The 20964-nt window shown below is 52.8% G+C and carries 15 protein-coding genes; 13 read left to right on the top strand and 2 right to left on the bottom strand.

The window, feature by feature from the left end:
- Positions 1-147 precede the first annotated feature (147 nt).
- The 8 genes from VHE12_01660 (at position 148) to VHE12_01695 (ending at position 11845) form a co-directional block, all read left to right on the top strand.
- Positions 148-2133 (top strand): site-specific DNA-methyltransferase, encoded by a 1986-nt coding sequence (locus tag VHE12_01660; protein ID HVZ79488.1) that lies wholly within the window; start codon positions 148-150, stop codon positions 2131-2133.
- Positions 2114-4678 (top strand): DEAD/DEAH box helicase family protein, encoded by a 2565-nt coding sequence (locus tag VHE12_01665; GenBank protein HVZ79489.1) that lies wholly within the window; start codon positions 2114-2116, stop codon positions 4676-4678. The genes VHE12_01660 and VHE12_01665 overlap by 20 nt, the downstream gene beginning before the upstream one ends.
- 15 nt (positions 4679-4693) lie before the next feature.
- Positions 4694-6310, top strand: a complete 1617-nt coding sequence (locus VHE12_01670; protein HVZ79490.1) for a DUF262 domain-containing protein — start codon at positions 4694-4696, stop codon at positions 6308-6310.
- A complete protein-coding gene (locus VHE12_01675) occupies positions 6311-7021 on the top strand; it encodes a hypothetical protein (GenBank protein HVZ79491.1) in 711 nt (236 codons plus the stop codon). It abuts the gene before it with no gap.
- Between the two features lie 215 nt (positions 7022-7236).
- Complete coding sequence (locus VHE12_01680; GenBank protein HVZ79492.1) at positions 7237-7443, top strand: hypothetical protein; 207 nt, start codon at positions 7237-7239, stop codon at positions 7441-7443.
- A gap of 432 nt (positions 7444-7875) precedes the next feature.
- Positions 7876-9255, top strand: coding sequence for a TraM recognition domain-containing protein (locus VHE12_01685; GenBank protein ID HVZ79493.1), 1380 nt, complete (start codon positions 7876-7878; stop codon positions 9253-9255).
- Entirely contained in the window at positions 9248-10144 is an 897-nt protein-coding gene (locus VHE12_01690; protein ID HVZ79494.1) for a hypothetical protein, read from the top strand. The genes VHE12_01685 and VHE12_01690 overlap by 8 nt, the downstream gene beginning before the upstream one ends.
- Positions 10145-10732: 588 nt before the next feature.
- On the top strand, positions 10733-11845 hold the full coding sequence (locus VHE12_01695; protein HVZ79495.1) for a tyrosine-type recombinase/integrase: 1113 nt from the start codon (positions 10733-10735) through the stop codon (positions 11843-11845).
- 341 nt (positions 11846-12186) lie between these two features.
- Here VHE12_01695 and VHE12_01700 read toward each other — a convergent pair whose 3' ends face one another.
- The gene (locus VHE12_01700) at positions 12187-13095 is read right to left on the bottom strand and encodes an ATP-grasp fold amidoligase family protein (GenBank protein ID HVZ79496.1); all 909 of its coding nucleotides are present in this window, start codon (positions 13093-13095) and stop codon (positions 12187-12189) included.
- 181 nt (positions 13096-13276) lie between these two features.
- Here VHE12_01700 and VHE12_01705 point away from each other — a divergent pair, with 181 nt between their 5' ends.
- Positions 13277-13732 carry a hypothetical protein gene (locus tag VHE12_01705; GenBank protein ID HVZ79497.1) on the top strand — a complete coding sequence of 152 codons (456 nt, stop codon included), beginning with the start codon at positions 13277-13279 and terminating at the stop codon, positions 13730-13732.
- On the opposite strand, the gene VHE12_01710 is transcribed toward VHE12_01705, so the two are convergent.
- Entirely contained in the window at positions 13722-14636 is a 915-nt protein-coding gene (locus tag VHE12_01710) for an aldo/keto reductase (protein ID HVZ79498.1), read from the bottom strand. The two genes, VHE12_01705 and VHE12_01710, sit on opposite strands and share 11 nt — an antisense overlap.
- A gap of 132 nt (positions 14637-14768) precedes the next feature.
- Here VHE12_01710 and VHE12_01715 point away from each other — a divergent pair, with 132 nt between their 5' ends.
- From VHE12_01715 to VHE12_01730, 4 genes are all read left to right on the top strand, one after another.
- Entirely contained in the window at positions 14769-16928 is a 2160-nt protein-coding gene (locus VHE12_01715; GenBank protein HVZ79499.1) for a HEAT repeat domain-containing protein, read from the top strand.
- Complete coding sequence (locus VHE12_01720; protein ID HVZ79500.1) at positions 16925-17506, top strand: phosphoribosyltransferase family protein; 582 nt, start codon at positions 16925-16927, stop codon at positions 17504-17506. The genes VHE12_01715 and VHE12_01720 overlap by 4 nt, the downstream gene beginning before the upstream one ends.
- A gap of 119 nt (positions 17507-17625) precedes the next feature.
- Positions 17626-19713: a family 43 glycosylhydrolase gene (locus VHE12_01725; GenBank protein HVZ79501.1), complete on the top strand. Its 2088-nt coding sequence runs from the start codon at positions 17626-17628 to the stop codon at positions 19711-19713.
- Between the two features lie 129 nt (positions 19714-19842).
- Positions 19843-20964, top strand: a 1122-nt coding sequence (locus VHE12_01730; GenBank protein HVZ79502.1) for an alpha-L-fucosidase, incomplete at its 3' end; no start/stop codon positions are given.

Below are 20964 nucleotides of genomic sequence, written 5' to 3' on the forward strand. Positions count from 1 at the left end.
GGATTTACCCCCCCTCAAATATATAGATATTTACCTCAAGGCGAATATAAGCAGGTGTTTTCATGGAGGAATGTTTTTCCGTTTAAAATCCGACAAGTTGGAAACTACTTAAACAGTTTCTTTTAAATAATTTATAAAAGGGAATAAATGGCTGAACTAATTTGGGATGGGAAATACCAAGATGGTAAGAAAGTTTCACCAGTAAAAATTGCGCTTCCTTTTCAAACAATTGAAACAATCAACGAAAGCACTCAGGATCGCCAACAATCTTTAGATATGTTTTCAAGTGGGCAAAATACGGGTTGGAAAAACAGACTGATTTGGGGAGACAAAAAATACGTACTACCTTCGTTGATGGGTGAATTCTCAGGAAAAATTGATCTTATATACATCGATCCGCCATTTAACGTTGGAGCTGATTTTTCGTTTATGGCGACTGTTCCGGATGACAACGAAAACGAAGAAGGGGAAACTCAATTTATTAAAGAACCTAATTTAATTGAAATGAAAGCATATCGAGACACTTGGGGCAAAGGGGTTGATTCTTATGTGAAATGGTTTGGCGAATCTCTTTATGGAATGAATGATCTTTTAAGTGATACGGGGAGCATTTATGTTCACCTTGATTATCACGTTGTACATTATGTAAAAATAATAATGGATGAAATATTCGGTAAAGATAATTTCGTAAATGAGATAATTTGGAAAAGATCTTTGCCTCATAATGATCCGAAACGTTATGGTTCGACTCATGACACAATTTTGTTCTATTCGAAAACAGATAAATATAAATTCAATCAACAATATACAGGCTTGACGGATTCTTATATTAAGTCTCATTACAATCAAAAAGATGAAAATGGTCGCGCATTTCAACTTACTTCATTAGCGGCATCAGGTGTTGGCCCTCCAAGAAAATTCGGGGATAAAATCCTTACACCCCCTAAGGGAAACCATTGGAGATACTCCCAGGAAAATATTGATTTACTATTAAAAGAAGGACGGATAGTTTTCACGTCCACGGGTAATCCTCGGTATAAGCGTTATATGGATGAAATGAAGGGCCCTGCATTGCAATCTATTTGGGATGATGTTCTTCCAGTAAATTCTCAAGCCGCAGAACGTGTTTCCTACGCTACCCAAAAACCAGAGGCTCTTTTAGAGCGTATTATTAAGGCTTCTTCTAATGAGGGAGATTTGGTTGCGGATTTTTTTTGTGGATCAGGAACTACCCTAGCAACGGCCGAAAAATTAAAAAGGAAATGGATTGGGTGCGATTTAGGAAGATTCGCGATTCACACAACAAGAAAAAGATTACTTTCTATATCAGGAATCAGGCCTTTTGTTCTTCAAAACCTAGGAAAATATGAACGTCAAGCTTGGCAAGCGGCAGAATTTTCCGAGCCCAAAAAACAGGTGGAAAAAGAACTTAATTATCGACGTTTCATTTTGGATTTATATAAAGCAGAACCAATAACTGGTTTTGCTTGGCTTCATGGGACAAAGAAAGATCGCATGATACATGTTGGAGTTGTAGATGCCCCAATTACTTTGGCGGACGTGAAAGCGATAGCTGCTGAAACCTGGAAATCCGTTGGTAAAGGAAAAAACTCCCCCGCAAAAGCTACGGTGGATATTTTAGGATGGGATTTTGCTTTGGAAGTTAATGAGGTAGCGAAACAAATTGCTGCGGAATCCGGAGTAGAAGTCCATTTCAAAATTATTCCTCGGGAAGTGCTTGATAAGAAGGCCGTAGACCAAGGAGACATTAAATTTTTTGAACTATCTTCTCTTGCCGTTGAAATCAAATCAGATGAACTTGAAGCAACTGCAAGACTTAAAGATTTTGTTATTGTTCCGGAATACGTTCCTGAGGACGTTCAAAAGGCCATTAGGCATTGGGCTCAGTGGATTGATTATTGGGCTGTGGATTGGGATTACAAGAACGATACCTTCCACAACCAGTGGCAAAGTTATCGTTCTCGACAGAATCCGGAACTGGAATTGAACACAGCTCACTCATACGAAGCACCGGGTGAATATTCAGTTGTAGTGAAGGTAATAGATATTCTTGGAAATGACACTACGAAACTTGTAAAGATTAAGGTTTTGAATGCCAAAAAGAAAAAGTAAAAAAGTCCCTAGAAACCAACCTGATTTATTAGATGTGACAGCAAAGCTAAAAACTGCTCCCTGTGTACCTGCATTGAGGGATGCCGTAAAGGCTTGGCGGGCAGGGGGTTATAAGGGAACAACGGAGACTACCCGACGGTTACTTAATTATTGGTTTGAAACAGATCACAAACAAATAAATGGTCGGTCATTTCAATATCACCATTCTCAACGTGAAGCAATTGAGACTTTAATTTTCGTTTGGGAGTACGAAAAGGTACGGAGTCGTAAAGCCCTTTTGGAACGGTATGCAACCAGTATTAAGAATATCCGTCTTCCAACTTATGATGAATTTTCTCGATATTGCATCAAAATGGCAACAGGATCAGGTAAGACAAAAGTTATGTCTCTGGTTATTGCATGGCAATATTTTAATTCCCAATGTGAAGAACCGACTGAAGCCAAGCAATATGCAAAAACTTTTTTAGTGATTGCCCCAAACATTATTGTTTTTGAACGCCTCAGAACTGATTTTGAGGGTGGACGTATCTTTCGAGCAGACCCAATTATTCCAAAATATTTTGAAATTTTTTGGGATTTTGATTCTGTAATGCGTGGTGATGGCCTGAAAGCCCATAGTTCTGGAATGCTTTTTCTTTCAAATGTCCAACAGTTTTATGAACGCTTGAAAAATGTTAAATATGAAGAATCTGATGAGATGACTTCAATTTTGGGTACTGACCCTGCGTTGAATAAATTAGAGGTGTCTGATTTTTCAGAACGAATCGGTTTAAGGTCGGGAAATTTAATGGTGATAAACGATGAAGCCCACCACACACATGACGAGGAAAGCGAGTGGAATGCGATCATTCGGCGGCTTCACCTAAAAACTCCGATTACGATGCAAGTTGATTTTTCGGCTACTCCCCGGTTCCAAAAGGGCCAGCTTTTCCCCTGGACCATTTCTGATTACCCCCTCAAGCAAGCCATCCTGGATGGAATTGTCAAACGTCCTTTCAAAGGTATAGCCCATATTCAGGAAGCGAAATCTAAAACAGCTAGTGTCCGTTACAAAGGCTTCCTCGTGGCAGGGGTAGAGAGGTGGAAGGAATACAAGGAACAGTTAACACCACTCAAAAAGAAACCCATTTTATTTGTCATGCTTAACGATACGGACGAGGCGGATGATGTTGGGGATTGGCTTCGAACAAAATACCCAAAAGAATTCGGTGAAGAAAATACGCTTGTTATTCACACAGACAAATCAGGTGAAGTCTCTAAAGCAGATTTGGACAAAGCCCGAAAAGTAGCCCATGAAGTAGATAGCGACCAAAGTCCCGTTAATGCCATCGTTAGCGTATTAATGCTCCGAGAGGGATGGGATGTCCAGAACGTCACTGTGGTTGTAGGTCTTCGACCTTACACGTCTAAGGCCAATATTCTTCCAGAGCAGACGATTGGTCGTGGTCTAAGGCTGATGTTTCGGGGCCAAGGCAACGGTTATACCGAACGAGTGGACGTGATCGGAAATAACGCGTTTATTTCTTTCGTGGATGATTTAGAAAAGCTTGAAGATTTGAAGCTGGATTCCTTCGATGTCGGGAAAGATAAACTTTCCATTGTCTCAATCATGCCGGACCCGGATAAGAAGAAATTCGATATTGGCTTGCCGCTCATCTCCCCGGTTATGGTTCGAAAGAAAAGTCTTGCCGAAGAAATTTCTGAATTGGACGTAATGAGGTTCCAAACGCCAAAGCTTCCCATCAAAAAAGGGGATTCGGAAGAAACGACCTTTACCTACGAGGGGTTCGACTACATCACCCTGGTTAAGGAAGTGGAACGGAAATACACCATTCCTGAACCACAGACACCCCAGGAGGTCATCGGCTACTATGCCAGGCAAATAGCCCAGGAGGTCAAATTACCTTCCCAATTTGCGGCACTGGTTCCGAGGATTAAAGAATTCTTCGAGAAGAAGGCCTTTGGTCGGGAGGTCAACCTAGAAGATCCCGAAATCCTGAAGGCTATGACAACAAATGTTTCGCAATATGTCTGTGTTCAAGCCTTCAAGAAGGAACTGCAAAGCAAGATTGTCGCAGAACAAACCCCAAAACTTGAGGGCGCGGACCGTCTATTATCCGACTTGAACCCTCCTTTCCCATGGGGAAGGCCGGTTTATGAGAGTAAAAAGACGATTCTCAACCTAGTTCCATGTGATAACGAATTTGAACGAACTTTCGCGAAGTTTTTGGATAAGGCGGAAGATGTGAAGTCTTTTTCCAAAATTCCACAAAGTTTTGGGTTTTCAATAGACTACGTTGACGGCAATTACAATCAACGAAGCTATCACCCGGATTTTGTGGCGATTGCCGAGGATGGAACCAACTGGCTTTTGGAAACGAAAGGTCAGGAAGGTGAAGAAACACGGTTCAAGGATGCTGCGGCTGAAAGATGGTGTGAGAATGCTAGCGAGCTAACCAAAAAATCTTGGCGGTATAAAAAAATCCCCCAGAAAAAGTTTAACGAATTGCAACCAACTACATTATTGGATTTGGCAGTCTTATAAGTCTAAGGAGTACATATGGCTGAAAAAATTGACGTTCGTCCACGCAATCTTCGTTCATTGATCGACGAAATTGAGGTAGGACTTTTAAAAATTCCACAATTTCAAAGAGAAGTTGTTTGGGACCTTCCGGATTGTGTGAAACTAATAGACAGCGTTTATAAATGTTTTCCCATTGGCAGTTTAGTGATTTGGGAGACCTACGAAAAATTGGCGGATGTTCGATCCATTGGAAACATAACCTTACCTTTGCCTCCGGATGGTAGAAAGCCGTCGTATGTTTTAGATGGACAACAAAGGTTAACGGCTCTCTATGCTTGCGCAAAAGAAGCGAGCGTTAAAAGGAAAAATCGAAGGAATCCGATCCCTTATGTAGCTTGGTACGATTTTGAGAAAGATGAATTTACGCATCTCAAACCGGAAATCGGCGTTACCTTCAGACAACTTATTTCAGATAATTACGATCCATTTCGGGATCCATTGCCCGAAATATACAAACCCATTTTTACAAAAGTCCGAACAGTTCTGTTGGAGAAATACAAATTCGCTTGTGTTGAGATAGATGAACGTGATTTAGAGCAAGCCTGCATAATTTTTGAACGAATTAATAATTCGGGGAAAAAATTAACAGTCTTTGATTTGCTTGTCGCGAAATTGTATCCATTTTCTTTTGACCTGAGGGCAAAGTGGAAGGAACTGGAGAAAAGTTTAAAACATTTTGATGGGCTCAATCCCATCCTGCCAATGCAATCCATCTCCCTAAAAACTATTCGTTTAGATGAGGATAAAACATCAAGTGAATTTGAAAAATATGGTTGTCATAAACGACACCTTTTAAAAATAGATTCAACATACGTGTCCGAAAATTGGGAAGAAGTAACAGAGTGTTTTAAGTTGGCTTTAGATTTTGCCCAGACTCGTCTTGGTATTGCTGAGTATGATTTGTTGGCTTATGAGCCCACCATTCCTTTGATCACTCTATTCTTTTTGCTGAATGACCATAAAGGGCCGAATGGTAACCAAGCAATTTGGCTTGAAAGATATTTTTGGCGTTCTTGTATAAGCGCTCGTTACTCCTCTAGTCCTGAGAGCAGTATGGAAGAGGATGGGTTATTAATTAGAGAAATTCAGCGGAATGGATCTCCTGCGCTTCTTAAAGTAAACCAAGTTACGCCTGAAATGATTCTGGATGCTCGTTACGACAGGAGAGATGGTTTTGTATTAACGATACTGGCCATGCTTGCTTCTAGAAAGCCAAGGTCGTTTAAATCCTCGACGTTAATTCCCATACCAACATCTTTTTCCAAGTATAACGCTACAGAGCTTCATCACATTTTTCCCAGAGGGTGGTTGAAACGAACCGGAAAAAAGGATTGGTTAGACAAAGAACATTCTTTGGCGAATATTTGCATGGCTCCTGCGAAGGAGCAACGTCATGAAATAGCGGCAAAACCTCCAAGCGAATATTTAGAGATGTTTTCGACTTCAAATCCGCAATTGGATTTGGCCTTAGAAAGCCACTTGCTGAACGGCGAATTAGAGAAATATTTAAAAAAAGATCAGTTTGATGATTTTCTTAAAGCGCGGGCAAAAGTAATGGCGGATAAATTGAATTCTCTTGCTGGACTGGATTAAATGAAATTTAAATCCACTTTTGTAAAACTCCTAAAAAAATATTCGCTATTTCTGAATAAATTACCGAATGGAAAGATATTCGAAGGGATGTTTCGGTGGCCAGAGGAAAGAACGGAATCAAAATGCTTCCTTCGTCTTTACCATCGGCAAGGCCATTTCATTGCCTTGGCTCAAGAACTACAGCGGCCTTATGGCGGGACTAGATTCCTAGGCTTGTCCGATAACCTGCCGGATCAAGTTTTCCGCATGTGCCGAGATAAATTTGGTCTAAAGTCTCCAGACAAATTTCACCTCATCGAATATCACCCTAAGGGTATCAATGGTTACGATAAGGACACCTTTTTCCTTGATGCCTTAACATGGTGGGAAGACCGTTTCTTAAGGCCGGAGGATAAAGAATTTAAAAATTACGATGAAATAAAAGAGATCATTGGTCAGGACCCGCCCCGGTCGTTGCTGAGAAATAACCTTCACGAATTTTCCGATGAAGAACGGGAGGCGATCCTGTGTATGGTTGAGGATGCCCTGAAGGAACCGTCATTACCAGCCGAATTGGAACCCTTGAGAAACGCGGATGCGTCCGAGTTTTGGCTTGCCGAACAAACCACTGGTGGACTTTACGTCATCCTTCATCATGGTAAATGTATTTCATTCCGCATTTCCGCTGCTGGAGAATTACTTATTCCGAACAAAAACCAAGTTTTCGACTAACCTCCCTTCCTAACCATCCCCAGACTAAAACTTCAAAATTACTAAGATTCTTTAAGTTGCTTCCAAAGTATTTTTTAAAGCATGTCTATTATTACGGCCCTTCTTTTAAGACATTCAAATAACAATTAATTTTATATAGCCTTTTAAATAAACGGCATGCTTTAATCAATTGAATAAAATTGACGGTAATTAAGGAAAGGAATATAGATAAGGCCATGAAAGACAAAAAGAAAAAAGGCAGAGGAAGACCAAAGTTCGAGGGTGGGGCCAGGATCGTCATCAACCTTACCGCTCCCCTCGTTGAGGCTTTAAGGAAGAAGCAGATGGAGAATCCGAAGTTGAAGAGGGCGAAGATCATCAGGAATGCCCTCAGTGCCTACTTGCTTCCGCCGGGGAAACGGCGGGAACAGGATGAGCTATAAGCCCTAAAGATTAACCGCACAAAAGGCCGTCCCTGAAAGGAAGGCTATATGAAAAAGAGTTTCTGGAATGATGTTGTTTATGTTGCGAGCGCCTTCTATATCATTGGGGTTCCTTGCCTAAGCTTCCTCTGCGCATTCATTCAACGCGAAGACCAAGTCACCAATCTTGCCCACCAACTTCCGTTTTTCGTCAACCTTGCCTTTTTGGTCCCATACGGAATTTCCTTTTACTTCCGGAAGGACGATACGATCCATACTATTTCCAGGGTCCTTTCCTGTTTAGCGGTAACGATGGCCCTGATGTCCCTTTTCAAAGAAAATTTAGACTTCGACTTCTTGCTGGCTCCCCTTTGGTTCGGGGTGGCTCTTTATTTATCTTTTTATATCGACGGCAGTATTGGGAATAAGGTTAAGGATGAATATGCCTTTTACTTGGACCCGAAAAGAAAGAAGAAGATTCCCTCCAATATCCTGCATGAGAATCTCCAGGTGGTAGGCAACACCGGCTCCGGAAAGACCCATCATGTCCTCAAGCCCCTCATGTACCAGACCATCCAACAAAAGTTAGGACTGTTCGTACTCGACGTTAAAAGCAACATGGTCCGGGACATCGTCTTTTACGCCGACAAGTGTTCCCGGCGGAACCACTTCAACTACCTTGACCTGGGCCGGCCCGACCTTTCGATGAGCTGTAACCCCCTTGCGGGCGGAAGCGCCCATGAGATCGCCAGCCGAGTCTTTACGGCCCTCTATTACGACACGACCAATGTCGAACCCCACTACGTCCAGATCGCCGATGGATTCCTCCAGGACCTCATCTTCTTAATGAAAAAAGAGATCCCCGTCATCACCTTCCAGGACCTGGCCACGGCAGTAGGCGAGACAGATACCTTTAGAACCATCGCGGCCCTTTGCGCTAAATACTCCGAGACTCAACAGGCCAAGAATTTCCAACCTTGGTTCCGGAAGTCCCCCCAGCAAAGGCAGGACGAATTAGCGGGGCTCATCCTGAAGCTCCGCCGTTTCTGCAACCGGGAATGGTCTCCCCTGATCAATTCCAAAAACCCAAACTTCACCATGAAGAGCGTTATCGACCGGAATGAGATTTTCCTTTTGGGGTTGGCTTCAGCCAAATATCCGGACGATGCTAAGCCTTTGGCCATCCTCTTCATGATGGCCCTCCAAAGCGAAGTGGGCGAGCGCTACATGAACCCCCCGGAGAAACCCTTCCGGGTGGTTCTGGACGAGTTTTATAACCTTTCCTATCCGGGGTTTATCGACCTCGTCAACAAATGCCGAGACGCCAGGGTGAACCTGGTATTGGCCCACCAGTCCAACGGGGACCTTTCCGGCGTATCCCAAGAATTCAAAGAGCAGGTGATCAATAACACCAACAACAAGGTGATCTTGAGGTTATCGGACCCGGCCACGGCTGAGTATTTCTCCAGCTTGATCGGAACGGAGGTCTTTCGCAAACAAGGTTCGACTTCCTATGACGCGGGTGGGACCGAACGGGGTCATTCGGACAGGGATGCCCGGAAGTTCCGTATCCATCCCGACGAGATCAAAGATTTGCCGGTGGGGCAAGCCATTGTCCGTTTGTGCCACAAAGAAAAGGTCGAATGCTTCAAGACGGCTTTGGGAACGGCACCCCAACCCCCGGCGGACTTCGAACTGGGGCTGACCCATACTCCTCTCCGTGGAAGGGAGAACCACACCTCCCTGGAGGGCATCCTGAAGGACGAGCCCCCCAAGGGGCGCAAGAAGGGCCTGGACCTGGGCCTGAAGTTCGGGGAGGGCGACAATGCCTAGGGGGCCCCTGGAACCGGCCCACCCTCCCAGGCAAGCCCTGGACCTAGACCCGTGCGACGTTGAAACCCTCTCCTATATCCAATCCAACAAGTTCATCACCACCAAGCTTTTCCACCGGAAGTTTCACCCCCAACATTCCCATGTGACGGCCTGGTCCCATCTGCGGGGTCTTGTGGAGCGGGGGTTACTCCTCAAGACCCAAAACCTACCGAACGAAGACACCTACTACTGCCTGACCCGTCCTGCCCTGAACCACCTTTCCAAGATCGCCAGAATCCTCATTTCCCAAGAAGTCCGTTCGCCCCATATCAACCCCTTTGAAAGGGAGCACGACAAGCGTGTCCTTTCCATGAGAGTCCAAATCGAACAAGAGGGGGGCCTGGAAGGCCTCATCTGGCTTTCGGACTACGAGATGCGTTGCGGCTTAAGGATGGGTTGGAAGAAAGACCTGGAAGCTGGACGGGGTTGGGACTTGGCGGGAACCCGGCTTCGCCGGGTCCACCACCGGACCCCGGACGGGTACTTTGAGGGAACCTTGGAAGGCCGAACCCAGGCATTTGTCCTGGAGTACGAACATACCCCCTACAACCGGGACAAGATGGTCAACATGGTGCTGAACCTCAACCGGGACTTTCCGGCGGCCTACCGGCTGGTCGTCAGCCGGGACAAGGCCCATGCCTTGAGGATGCTGGAAGGTCTCGCGACCTTCCTCAAAGGCGATCCTCGGAACCTGGACCTTTGGGGCTTTTCCTTTTTCGAGAAGGTGGACCGGCACCCCTTCGTCCGGGTGCCTTGGGTGGACCTGGAGGGTGACTACCTGCCCTTCGTGAAAGACCCGATCCTGAAGGCGACCCCAGCCACCGAGGGGCCCCAGGAGGCCACGGCATGAAGACCTCAACCTTAATGCAGGACTTAAAACAGCTTTTAGTCAAAAACGCCCGAAACACCCGCGCCTACAAGGAGTTTGGTTGTCCTGCGACGCCAGCCCCCACTCCCCCTGGAACAGATAGGAGTACCAGGAAAGCGGGAGTGGGGGCTGGCTTCTTGAACAACCAAGTAGGCGCGGGCGCGGGCGTGAAGATGGAAGAAGTTAAGTCGAAAGGCGTAAGGCAACACCGTGGAAAACCCCCCGTCATGTCCCTGACGGGACGGGCGGGGTTTTCCACACCTTTCCCCGAAGGTATGACCCCTTCGGGGTCTTTATTAACCTTTTGAGGAGGTAGGCCATGACGGAGCGCAGAAGGAGCGACCGTAGGTATCAGCATCAGGACTATTTGATGTCGGACGACCAAGTGGCTGAGAAGGCCGGGGTTCCGACCGGGACCGTCCGCTACTGGAGGCAGATCGGGGTACTGCCCTTCGTGAAGGTGGGCAGGCACCCCAGGGTGTGGCATTCGATTTTTTTGAAAGTTTTCCAAAAACCCCTTCCCTTGGCTTTTGATACAATGCCAAGTGCTGGGGACATTAGGAGGTAGGTATGGCTAAACCTAATGTCAACGGATTGCCCCAACATCTCCGCAAGGACGCGAAGGGGTATTTCCTAGATTACTTTGTTGAAGCAGGAGGAGAGAAGAAGCGCAAAAGGGTCCGATTGGGACAGATTCCGGCGGCCCAGGCTAAGTTGATCCTTGCCAAGCACATGCAGGAGATCGTGACGGGCAAGTTCCTGGCCGAAGGCAAACCGGAAGCGACTTTTTTCGAGGTAGCGGATTCGTTTCTGGGGTATTCGCAGGCAAGACGGAAGACCTACGAGAACGACATCCAAATGGTGGATCGGCTCAAGGCTTATTTTGGTGATAGGGCCTTGAAGACCTTCACCGCGGACCTCGTGGAAGGCTTTTTGAACCATCGGCGGAAGGTCGGTAATCAGGCTCCAGGTAAGAACCGAACGGGGAAGCCGCTGTCGAACAGCACCTTGAACCGGGACCTGGCGATCCTGAAGTGCATCCTGAATCGGGCCGTCTTGAACGGCTTGATGGAGAAGAACCCGATCCAAAGGGTGCGGGCCTTCAAAGAAGTATCCCGTGACCGCACTTTGTCGCCTGAGGAATACCAGGCGTTTTTATCGAAGTGCAACCCCCGGGTGGCCGCCATCGTCCAGTTGGCTTATTGGACGGGGATGCGCAAAGGGGAGATTCTTGGCTTAAGGTGGGACCAGGTGGACTTCCAGCATAAGGTCATTACCTTGGAAGCCGCCGACACCAAGACCCAGGAAAAAAGGGAAGTGCCTTTGACGGAGATGCTGGTGGATCTCCTGAAACAGACGCCGAAGACCCTTGGAAGCCCTTACGTCTTTACCTATAAGGGCCTGCGCATGGATGATATCAAGACCGCTTTCATCAACGCGCGGCGTGAAGCGGGGATCGAGAACTTCAGGTTCCACGACCTCCGGCATTGCGCGGTGACGAATTTGAGGAAGGCGGGAGTGAACGACTCGGTTATCATGTCCATATCGGGCCATAAGACCTATGCCATGTTCAAACGGTACAACCGGATCGACCGGAAGGACCGGGAGGACGCCTTTAAACAGGTGGAAAGGTTCAATGACACGAATATGACACCGAAGGGCGAGTTGAGAAGCTCACTGTGAAGGTTTTTGTTGTGATGTAATGGTTTTGAGACAAGTTTTCGCTCGAGAAAAAGTGACTGTCACGCAGGAGGTCGCGGGTTCGAGCCCCGTCAACCCCGCCATAAAAATAAACGCCCATAAGCCTTTTAGCTTATGGGCGTTTTTGTTTTGTGGTGTAGTTGTCGGGGGGCGAGAACCCGGGAAAGGTTTAAGGAAAACGGGAGTTTTCCTTGCGGTAGAAGGGGGCCCCAAGGGGGAAACTGGTTTCACCCTTGAGCGAAGCGGTTCGATGTCCCGTCAACCCCGCCATAAAAATAAACGCCCATAAGCCTTTTAGCTTATGGGCGTTTTTTATTTTCGACTCATGCGACCCGAACCCGCCATTTTCCCGGCAACGGCACCTTTTTCCTTGGGTCCAGGGCCCGGGCCAGTAGCCACTTGGAGAAATCCGGATCCTTGAACTTGAAGAGCCCGGCCATGGGCGTGAAGGTGAACTCGCCGAAATGGATCCCCCGCGGCGTCAGGTAGAGATCGATGCGGACATATTCGAAGGGCTTCGAGAGCTTCGCGGCCAGGCGGAGCATTTCCTTGAAGCGGAGGGGCCGGGTGGGGATGCGATCCGGCAGGTTCCCCTGGGCCTGGAGGAACACTGGCTGGAAATCCGGCACGGTGAAATGATATTCCTTCAGGTCCATGAACCGCCCTTCGTCGACCGCCCCGAAAAAGGGGACCCCTTTCGCGCAATGGAAACGGTAGTCGGGCGGCGGGGCGCTTCCCGAAGGCGCCAAGGATTCTTCCACGAGGATCTTCCGGGGCAGGTCCCGGTATTGTCTTTCGCCACTTATAAAGAAAAAATCACGTTTCGCGACGCGGAAGAACCTTCCCAGGTCCCCGGGCCGGAGGCGGTCCAGGAGTAGGACGGTGCCCGAGGCATGAGTGGGTTTGACCACGCATTTCCGTCCCAGGAAAGGGCCTAGGAACCTCTCCAGGTCCTTGAGCCCGGTGCCGGGCGTGAGGGACAGGATCGCCAGGGTCTTGGCCGTCCGGATCCCCGGGGCCAGGGTCCGGGCCAAGCCTTTGGCGTCTTCCTTATCCACATAGGGCCCCTTCCGGGGTAAAGCAGGGTCCAGGACCTGGGCCGCCACGAAATCCTCAAAGCCGGCCCCGGGATGGCGGGGATCCCTCGGAAGACGCCCGTGCCATCCGAAGAATTGAGGAAGGAAAAGAAGAAGGTGGGTGGGGAAGGACCGGGGGAGCGGATGGACGGACAAGCGGAAAGCCTTCAGGATCGACCGAAAAAATAGATCTTTCAAAATTAAGTCCTTATGGGCCGTCCGCCGGAACTAAAGCCGACTGATGATCGAGTCGTAAAAGAGCGGCCTAGTTTATATCGGCCGAGGCCTTCCAGGCTTATGATGAAGCGGAGGAAAGACCTTTTGACCGGAGGAGACCATGTCGTCCGCGACGACCCACATTCCGTTCATTGTCCTGGTCCTGATCCCCGTCGTCATCGCCGTTGGGATCCCCTTGACCGGGCCCATGACCGCCCGAATGAGCGGCTGGGCCGGGCTGGCCCGGGTCTATGCCGCCGACCGGGAATGCAAAGGGTTCAAGCTCATCGGCCGAAGGGGACGTTTCGGGAAATGGATGGGATACAAGGGGGTCCTGGACTACGGGGTGGATGACCAGGGCTTCTATCTTTCGATCGCCTGGCTCTTCAAGGTCGGTCATCCGCCGATGTTCTTCCCCTGGTCCGAGATCCAGGTCCGCGAGGAAAGGATGTGGTTCCGGGACTGGGTGGTCCTGGAGTTCCTCCAGGTCCCAGGCGTGACCTTCGCCCTTCACCACCATGACGCCCGCATCCTGGACAAACAGGGCGGGAAATTCGGTACCCGGCCTAAAGCCTGAAATCCTTCGAGGCCTCGTCCAAAAAGGCCATTTCCTTTTCCGTCAGGCGCCAACCCAGGGCTCCGGCGTTCTCCTTCACCTGGACCGCGGTCTTGGCCCCGGGAATGGGGAGGGCACCCTTGCCCAGGACCCAGTTCAAGGCGACCTGGTTGACGGTCCTGCCGCCATGGGCTTCCCCGATGGCCCGGAGTTTTTCCACCAACCTTTGGATCTTTCCCAGTTGACCGAAATAGAAGAGGCGACGGGGACCCGAGGGCGGGTTCTTGGGGCTGTAATGGCCCGAGAGCATACCCATGCCCAGCGGGCTATAGGCGATGAAACGGATACCCGACCTTTTGCATTCTTCCAGGAGACCGTTGAATTCCTGCTTGCGACGGACCAGGGAATATTGCATCTGGTTGGAGGCGAGGGGAACCCCCTGGGCCCCCAGGGCTTCCTGGGCCCGGAGCATTTGGGAACGGGAAAAATTCGAGACGCCCACTTCTTTGGCCAAGCCTTCCTTGACCGCCTGGGCCAGGGGCTCCATCCAGGCCTTGACGGACCGAGGGGGGCTCGGCCAGTGCATCTGGTAAAGATCGACCGAGCTTAGGCCCAGCCGCCCGAGGCTCCTCTTGAGGGCTTGGATCATTTCAGAGGTGCGGAAACGCCAGGGCATGGGGGCGAACTTGGTGGCGATGCGGACGTCTTGGGCCGGGGCTTCCTTCAGGAACCGGCCCAGGAAGGTCTCCGATTCCCCTTCTCCATAGACCTCGGCGGTGTCGAAGAGGCGGATGCCGGAAGCCAGCGCTTCCCGGTAGGAAGCCCTCAGGTCGTCCTCCCCGTAGCCCTTTCCGAAACCCCAGACCACACCCTTGCCCCAGGCCCAGGTGCCCAAGCCCATTTCCTGCCCGTCCAAGAAACCCATCGTCACCTTCCTTTTCGCCCTAAAACGGCCTTTTTAGCCCATGCAAAATAGCATGAGTCCACGGTCTTCGACAGAGTTCCGCCCGTAAAAGTCCGGATAGAATATGGCCCATCCCGAGGGAAAAGGCTCTCCATGCTCGACGCTCTCCAGGTCCGATTGGCCTCCTCCACGGTGCGCGAAATGCGCGTCGCCCTTTCCAATTACTTCCTTTACCACGCTGGCAACGACATGGTGATCAAGTCCATTGAACGTTTCCGGGTCTCCCTCGAGGGTCTTTTCGAGGCCTTGCCCTCGGTGGGGATCGCCGAGTCCGAAGGCCGCCTGCTCGTGGAGGGGAGCCCCTTGGACGAGCGCATGACCGGCTCCACCAATATGATCAAGGATGTCTTCCTCACGCATAAGGTCCAATCCATCACCTTCCTGCCGGGTCTCCCGGACGATGAGATCAAGGGCCTCTTTGAACTGTTGAAGCCCAAGGCCCTGCCCTCGGGGGTCTCCCTGGTGCAGGCCATGGCCCAAAAACCCCTTCCCCATATCCGCCTCAACGAGAAGATCTATGTGGCCATCCAGGAAGGACAAAAGGTGGTCTCCGGCGAAGAGGCGCCCAAGGAGGAGAATCTCCAAGATGCCCTGGAAGCCCTCCAGTATTTCCTGCAGATCTTCACCCGGGTCAAACCGGATACCAATAAGAAAGAGGTCGCCCGCAAGCTCATGGAGAACATGGGGGGATGGCTCCAGGATGTGGGCGAGCCGTTGCCCGCAAAGGGACCGGGCCCGGGGGAAGGGGGCGCCGGCCTGCTGGAAGTATTGAACGCCCTGAACGATGTGCGCCAGCGCTTGGGCTCGCCCGGCAGCGCGAAAGCCATTGGCGCGGTCCGGATGGAAATGGACGAGGTCCTGAAAAAACTGGTCTCCTTGGCGGAGCGTCAGGGTGCGGGTTCGGCCGCCCAGGCCGTCCTGGCCCAAGGGACCGCCGGACCGGGAGAGGACCTGGAGATCGCGGATGCGCTGCCCCCGGGCACGGCTTCCTTGCTGGCGAACATGCAGGTCGGACGGTGGGGATTCCTTTCGGACCCTTCCCAGGAACAAGGGGTCGCCGACCTCCTGACCGATATCCAGGATCCCTCCCAAGAGGAGGTCTTCGAGCAGTTCTGGGAAAGGGTCTGGGGTTTGACGGTCTCCGGGGACGTGGCGGTCACCGCCCTCGCCTTGCGCCACCTGAACCGGGTCAACTGGCTCATCGTTCCCCGGCACCTCCAATTGGAAGGGATGCGCCGATTGCGACAGATCCTGACCGACCGGGTCCATGCCTCGACCTATCCCATCGCCTTGACCCTGGCCCAGGACTGGATGCCCCAGGAGATCGAATATCCCGACTGGACCGAATTCCTGGAAATGACCCGCGTGCTCAAGGAAGCGGCCATCCGCAAACCGCCCCTCTTCGAACACCAGAACATGGCCGCCCGGGCGGCGCTGGAGACCATCTTCAGCCAACCGGTCCTGGAACGCTTCCTCAAGGCCCACGCGGCGGGGGACAAGGAAAAGGTCCTGAAGGTCCTTCAACTGCTGGGGACCCTGGCCTCCGACCTGCTCCTGGAGCGGGCCTTCACGGCCCCGGAGGACAGCCCCCTTTGGATGGAGGCGGTGGAACTGCTCAACGGCATGGAATCCAAGGGAGCGAAGGTCTTCGAGGAATGGCTCGAGGACAAGGGGGGCCAGGGGGACCTGGGCCGGTTCCTGGACATCTTCAAGAAGGTCCCGATGCCCGCGACCCTGGCCGACCATTTCGAGAAGCATTGGTCCTCCTTCGATCCGGAGGTGCAACTCAAGGTGCTGGACCTGGCTGAGACCTGGAAAAAGACGGACCTACGGCCCCTGCTCCTGGACCTCTTGAAAAAACCGGAAGGTCCCCTTTCCCTTCGTGCGGTCCAGGTGCTGGGGAAGGTGGGGCTAGATGGCGACTCCCGCGTCCTCATGGAGGCGGCCCGGAGGCATCCGACCCCCGCCTTTTGGACTGCGGTCTGCCAAGCCCTGGGGAATTTGGCCGATCCCGCGTCCCTGGACACCCTGCTGGAATGGGCGGCTTCCTATAAGCTCCTGGAGAACCGCAAGAACCGTCCCTTGGAGGTCCGCCGGGCGGCCCTGGAAGCCCTGGGCCGTTACCGGTCCCGCGTGGCCAAGAACTTCCTGGAGGACCTCAAAAAGGAAGGGGAGAAGGACGTGAAGCAGGCGGTGGACCAGGCCCTTCGGTCGGTGACCGAAAAGCTTTCCAAGCCGGAGCAAGGGTCATGAAGGGGTCCGAACCGCTCTTGACCCCTTCCCAGATCCGGGATGCGGTGGAACGGACGGCCCGTTCGGTCCTGAGCTGGATGAAGGACCGGCAGATCCATGAATTGCGGATCCTGAGCGTCCTGGAAGGGGCCCGTCCTTTCACCCGGGACCTGGTCGCGGTCTTGCGGAAGGAAGGGAAGGACGAGAGGTTCATGGTCTATGAGGTCAAGGTGAAGGGGACCTCGGGCACCAAGCTCCTGGAGGAGCGGGACCTGGAACTGGACGGCCTGGACCTGGCGGCCTTCGGGGGTCACGCCATCCTGGTCGTGGATGACCTGGCCGATTCGGGCAAGACCCTCCTGGCCCTGAAGGAAGCCCTGGTGGCGAACGGCGCCGGGGAGGTCCGCACCGCGGTGCTCATCCGCAAATGGGGGCCGCGCAGCGTCGACCTGGATTTCTGCGGCCTGGACCTGGGATGGGACCGTGCGGCCCTGGCCCGCGAAGGTCTGAAGGACCGTTGGCTTTATGGCTATGGCATGGACCTGGATGGACGGCAGCGGGACCTGGATTGGGTCGGTGCCATCGGGATCGAGCAATAGGGCGTTCCTTTAAACCGCCTGAAACCTTGCTCAGGTTGTTTCCGGTCCGTTTTATTTCGGAATGACCTTTCCACCGCTCCGGCCGATAATGGCCTCCCATTCCATCCAGGAGGTCCTCCTTGCGCCTTGGTTTCCTTTTCCTCGTCCTGCTGGCCTTCATCCTGGCCGCCACCCTCACTCAAGCCGCTCCGGTCCCCAAGACCTTCCGCAATCCCATCCTGACCGGGTTCCATCCCGACCCCAGCATCTGCCGCAAGGGCGATGACTTCTACCTCGTCAATTCCACCTTCGAATATTTCCCGGGCCTTCCCATCCACCACAGCCGGGACCTGGTGCATTGGACCCTCCTGGGCAATGCCTTGGACCGTCCCAGCCAACTGCCCCTGAAAGGGGCCACGGATTACGGCGGTCTTTACGCGCCGACCATCCGCTATTGGAACGGCCTCTTCTATCTCACCTGCACCAACGTGAGCGGGGGCGGCAACTTCATCGTGACCGCGAAGGATCCGAAGGGCCCCTGGTCGGAACCTATTTGGATGAACATCCCGGATATCGACGGCTCCATGTTCTTCGACGACGACGGCAAGGCCTATTACACCGGCCAAGGCGGGGGTGAAAAGGCGGGTATCAAGCAGTGTGAGTTCGATCCCAAGACCGGCCAATCCATCGGCCCGACCAAGACGATCTTCAACGACCTGAACGAATCCTGGAACGAGGGTCCGCACCTCTACAAGATCCAGGGCAAGTATTACCTGATGCTGGCCGAGGGCGGCACGGGCGACCGGCATATGGAGACCATCCACCGCTCCGATTCCCCCTGGGGGCCCTGGGAGGATTGTCCCTACAACCCGATCCTCACCGAGCGGGACGAGCCCACGAGCCCCATCCAGTGCACGGGCCACGCCGACCTCATCGAGGCACCGGACGGGACCTGGTGGATGGTCTTTTTGGGCGTAAGGTTCCACCACGGCAAGTCCGTACTGGGCCGGGAGAGCTACCTGGCTCCGGTGACCTGGAAGGAAGGCTGGCCGGTCGTGAACGGCGACCACCATGTGGCCCTCGAGATGCCCGCCCCCGCCCTCAAACCTGAAAAAGAGGCCGCTCCTACGACGCATTGGGACTTCCGAAAACTGCGGAAACTGGGGCCCGAATGGTTGAGGGTCCGTAACGGGGACCCAAAGGACCTTTCCCTGGGCCACGGCCATTTAAGGATCCTCTGCAACCCGGCGTCCCTGAACAAGAAGATGGAGGAACCGGCCTTCGTGGGCATGCGCCAGAGGGATTTCCGCTTCCAGGCCAAGACCTTCCTGGACTTCAAACCCGCCCAGGACGGGGAGGAGGCGGGGATCTGTGTGCGGGCCAATGATGACAACCATTACGAGGTCGGGTTGGAACAAGCGGACGGGAAACTCCGGGTCTTCGTGCGCAATACGGTCAAGGGCAGGACCTACACCCTGGCCGCCCGGGCCGTGAAGGACGGACGGCTTTTCCTCAGGCTCGCCGGGGACGAGGACCAATACCAATTCGCCTGGTCCCGCAACGGACAGGTCTGGGACAACTTCGGCGCATCGCCCTCCGAGGACCTGACCCGGGAGAACGCGGGAGGATTCACGGGGACCGCCATCGGGCTTTACGCTTCCTCCAACGGCCAGCCCTCGAAGGCCCACGCCGATTTCGCGTGGTTCGACATGAAGGACGGCAAAGCCCCCGCGCCCGCCGGGCTCTTGCCCCGGCCCACCCCGGTCCCCCTGCCTCCCTCCGATACCTGGCGCATCCGTTGCGGCGGGGGCGATTTCACGGACCATGCGGGGAACAAATGGCGCGAGGACATCGGCTTCACCAGTGGGGAGACCGCCGGGGCGGGCCGTTCCATCGCGGCGCCCCAGGACCCGGAGCTTTACGCTACCGAGCGGTGGGGGAATGAATTCAGCTACCGCCTGCCCGTGCCCGCGGGCGGATACAAGGTGACCCTGAAGTTCGCCGAGAGCTACGTGAAGAAGCCGGGGGAACGGGTCTTCGATGTGCTCCTGAACGGCAACCGGGTCCTGGGGGATTTCGACATCCTTCAGGAGGCCGGGGGCGACTTCAAGGCCCTGGACCGCACCTTCACGATCGAGCAGTCCCAGGCCGGGATCCTGGAGATCCGTTTCAAGGCCACGGTGCAGAACGCCAAGATCTGCGCCATCGAGATCGTTCCACAGAAATAAACAAGATTGGATCGGCCACCGATGAACAGCGATGCACGCCGATGGGAAAAGCCGAAGTCTTTCCATTGTTCTCGGGGCTATCGGTGTTCATCCCCTTCATCAGTGGCTAAAAGGGTTTTGGGGGTCCTGTTGTTCATCTTCACTTCGGGGGCTTTTGCGGCCGACCTGAAATGGGAATCGGCCGCGACCAAGGCCAAGGTGGCGCGGAAGGTCCGGGCCGTCGAGCGTGTGGACCAAAAAGGACCCTTTCGGGACGACTGGGATTCCCTGAAGGCCTACCGGGTCCCCGACTGGTACCGGGACGCCAAGTTCGGCATCTTCATCCACTGGGGCCTCTATTCGGTGCCCGGATATGCCAATGAGTGGTATTCCCGCAACATGTACCAGCAGGGTGACGACGCCTTCAAGCACCACGTGGCCACCTATGGCCCTCAGGACAAGTTCGGCTACAAGGATCTCATCCCCCTCTTCAAGGCCGAGAAATACGACCCTTCCTATTGGGCCAAGCTCTTCAAGATGGCCGGCGCCCGCTATGTGGTGCCGGTCGCCGAGCACCATGACGGCTTCGCCATGTACGATTCGGACCTTTCCCGCTGGACCGCCAAGAAGATGGGACCCAAGCGCGACTTGATCGGCGAACTGGCCAAAGCCGTCCGGAAGGAAGGGTTGGTCTTCGGGCTTTCCTCCCACCGGGCGGAGCATTGGTGGTTCATGAGCGGCGGGACCAAGTTCCCCTCGGACGTCCAGGACCCGAAATACGCCGACTTCTACGGGCCGGCGCGGGAGGATTACAGCGATCCCGACGAAGAATGGACCAGGAATTGGCTGGCCCGCTCCGCCGAGTTGGTCGATAAGTACAAACCCCAGATCGTTTATTTCGACTGGTGGATCGGGGAAGCGCCCGCCTTCAAGTCCTATATCCCCAAGTTCGCGGCCTACTATTACGACCGGGCCAAGCAACGGAACCAACAGGTCGTCCTGAACCTTAAGGACAAGGCTTTCGTGCCTGGAACGGCCGTCCAAGACGTGGAAAAAGGGAAACTTCCCGGCATCAACCCCGCGCCTTGGCAGACCGACACCTCGGTCAGTTGGAAGTCCTGGGCTTATTTGAAGGACGATTCCCTCAAGGACAAAGGCTACCTGGTCCGGAGCCTCATCGACACCGTCAGCAAGAACGGGAACCTGCTCTTGGATATCGGCCCGGCCCCGGACGGGACCATTCCGGAGGCCCAAGAGAAGGTGCTGCTGGGG

Source organism: bacterium (genome assembly GCA_035549195.1).
In the GTDB taxonomy this organism is placed as follows: domain Bacteria; phylum Oederibacteriota; class Muellerivitia; order Muellerivitales; family Muellerivitaceae; genus DASZRK01.

Bases quoted from the DNA above. Each gene is read 5' to 3' on its own strand.
- VHE12_01680 (HVZ79492.1), top strand. From the start codon at position 7,237: ATGAAAGACAAAAAGAAAAAAGGCAGAGGAAGACCAAAGTTCGAGGGT.
- VHE12_01705 (HVZ79497.1), top strand. From the start codon at position 13,277: ATGTCGTCCGCGACGACCCACATTCCGTTCATTGTCCTGGTCCTGATC.
- VHE12_01695 (HVZ79495.1), top strand. From the start codon at position 10,733: ATGGCTAAACCTAATGTCAACGGATTGCCCCAACATCTCCGCAAGGAC.
- VHE12_01675 (HVZ79491.1), top strand. From the start codon at position 6,311: ATGAAATTTAAATCCACTTTTGTAAAACTCCTAAAAAAATATTCGCTA.
- VHE12_01720 (HVZ79500.1), top strand. From the start codon at position 16,925: ATGAAGGGGTCCGAACCGCTCTTGACCCCTTCCCAGATCCGGGATGCG.
- VHE12_01690 (HVZ79494.1), top strand. From the start codon at position 9,248: ATGCCTAGGGGGCCCCTGGAACCGGCCCACCCTCCCAGGCAAGCCCTG.
- VHE12_01715 (HVZ79499.1), top strand. From the start codon at position 14,769: ATGCTCGACGCTCTCCAGGTCCGATTGGCCTCCTCCACGGTGCGCGAA.
- VHE12_01665 (HVZ79489.1), top strand. From the start codon at position 2,114: ATGCCAAAAAGAAAAAGTAAAAAAGTCCCTAGAAACCAACCTGATTTA.
- VHE12_01660 (HVZ79488.1), top strand. From the start codon at position 148: ATGGCTGAACTAATTTGGGATGGGAAATACCAAGATGGTAAGAAAGTT.
- VHE12_01670 (HVZ79490.1), top strand. From the start codon at position 4,694: ATGGCTGAAAAAATTGACGTTCGTCCACGCAATCTTCGTTCATTGATC.
- VHE12_01710 (HVZ79498.1), bottom strand. From the start codon at position 14,636: ATGGGTTTCTTGGACGGGCAGGAAATGGGCTTGGGCACCTGGGCCTGG.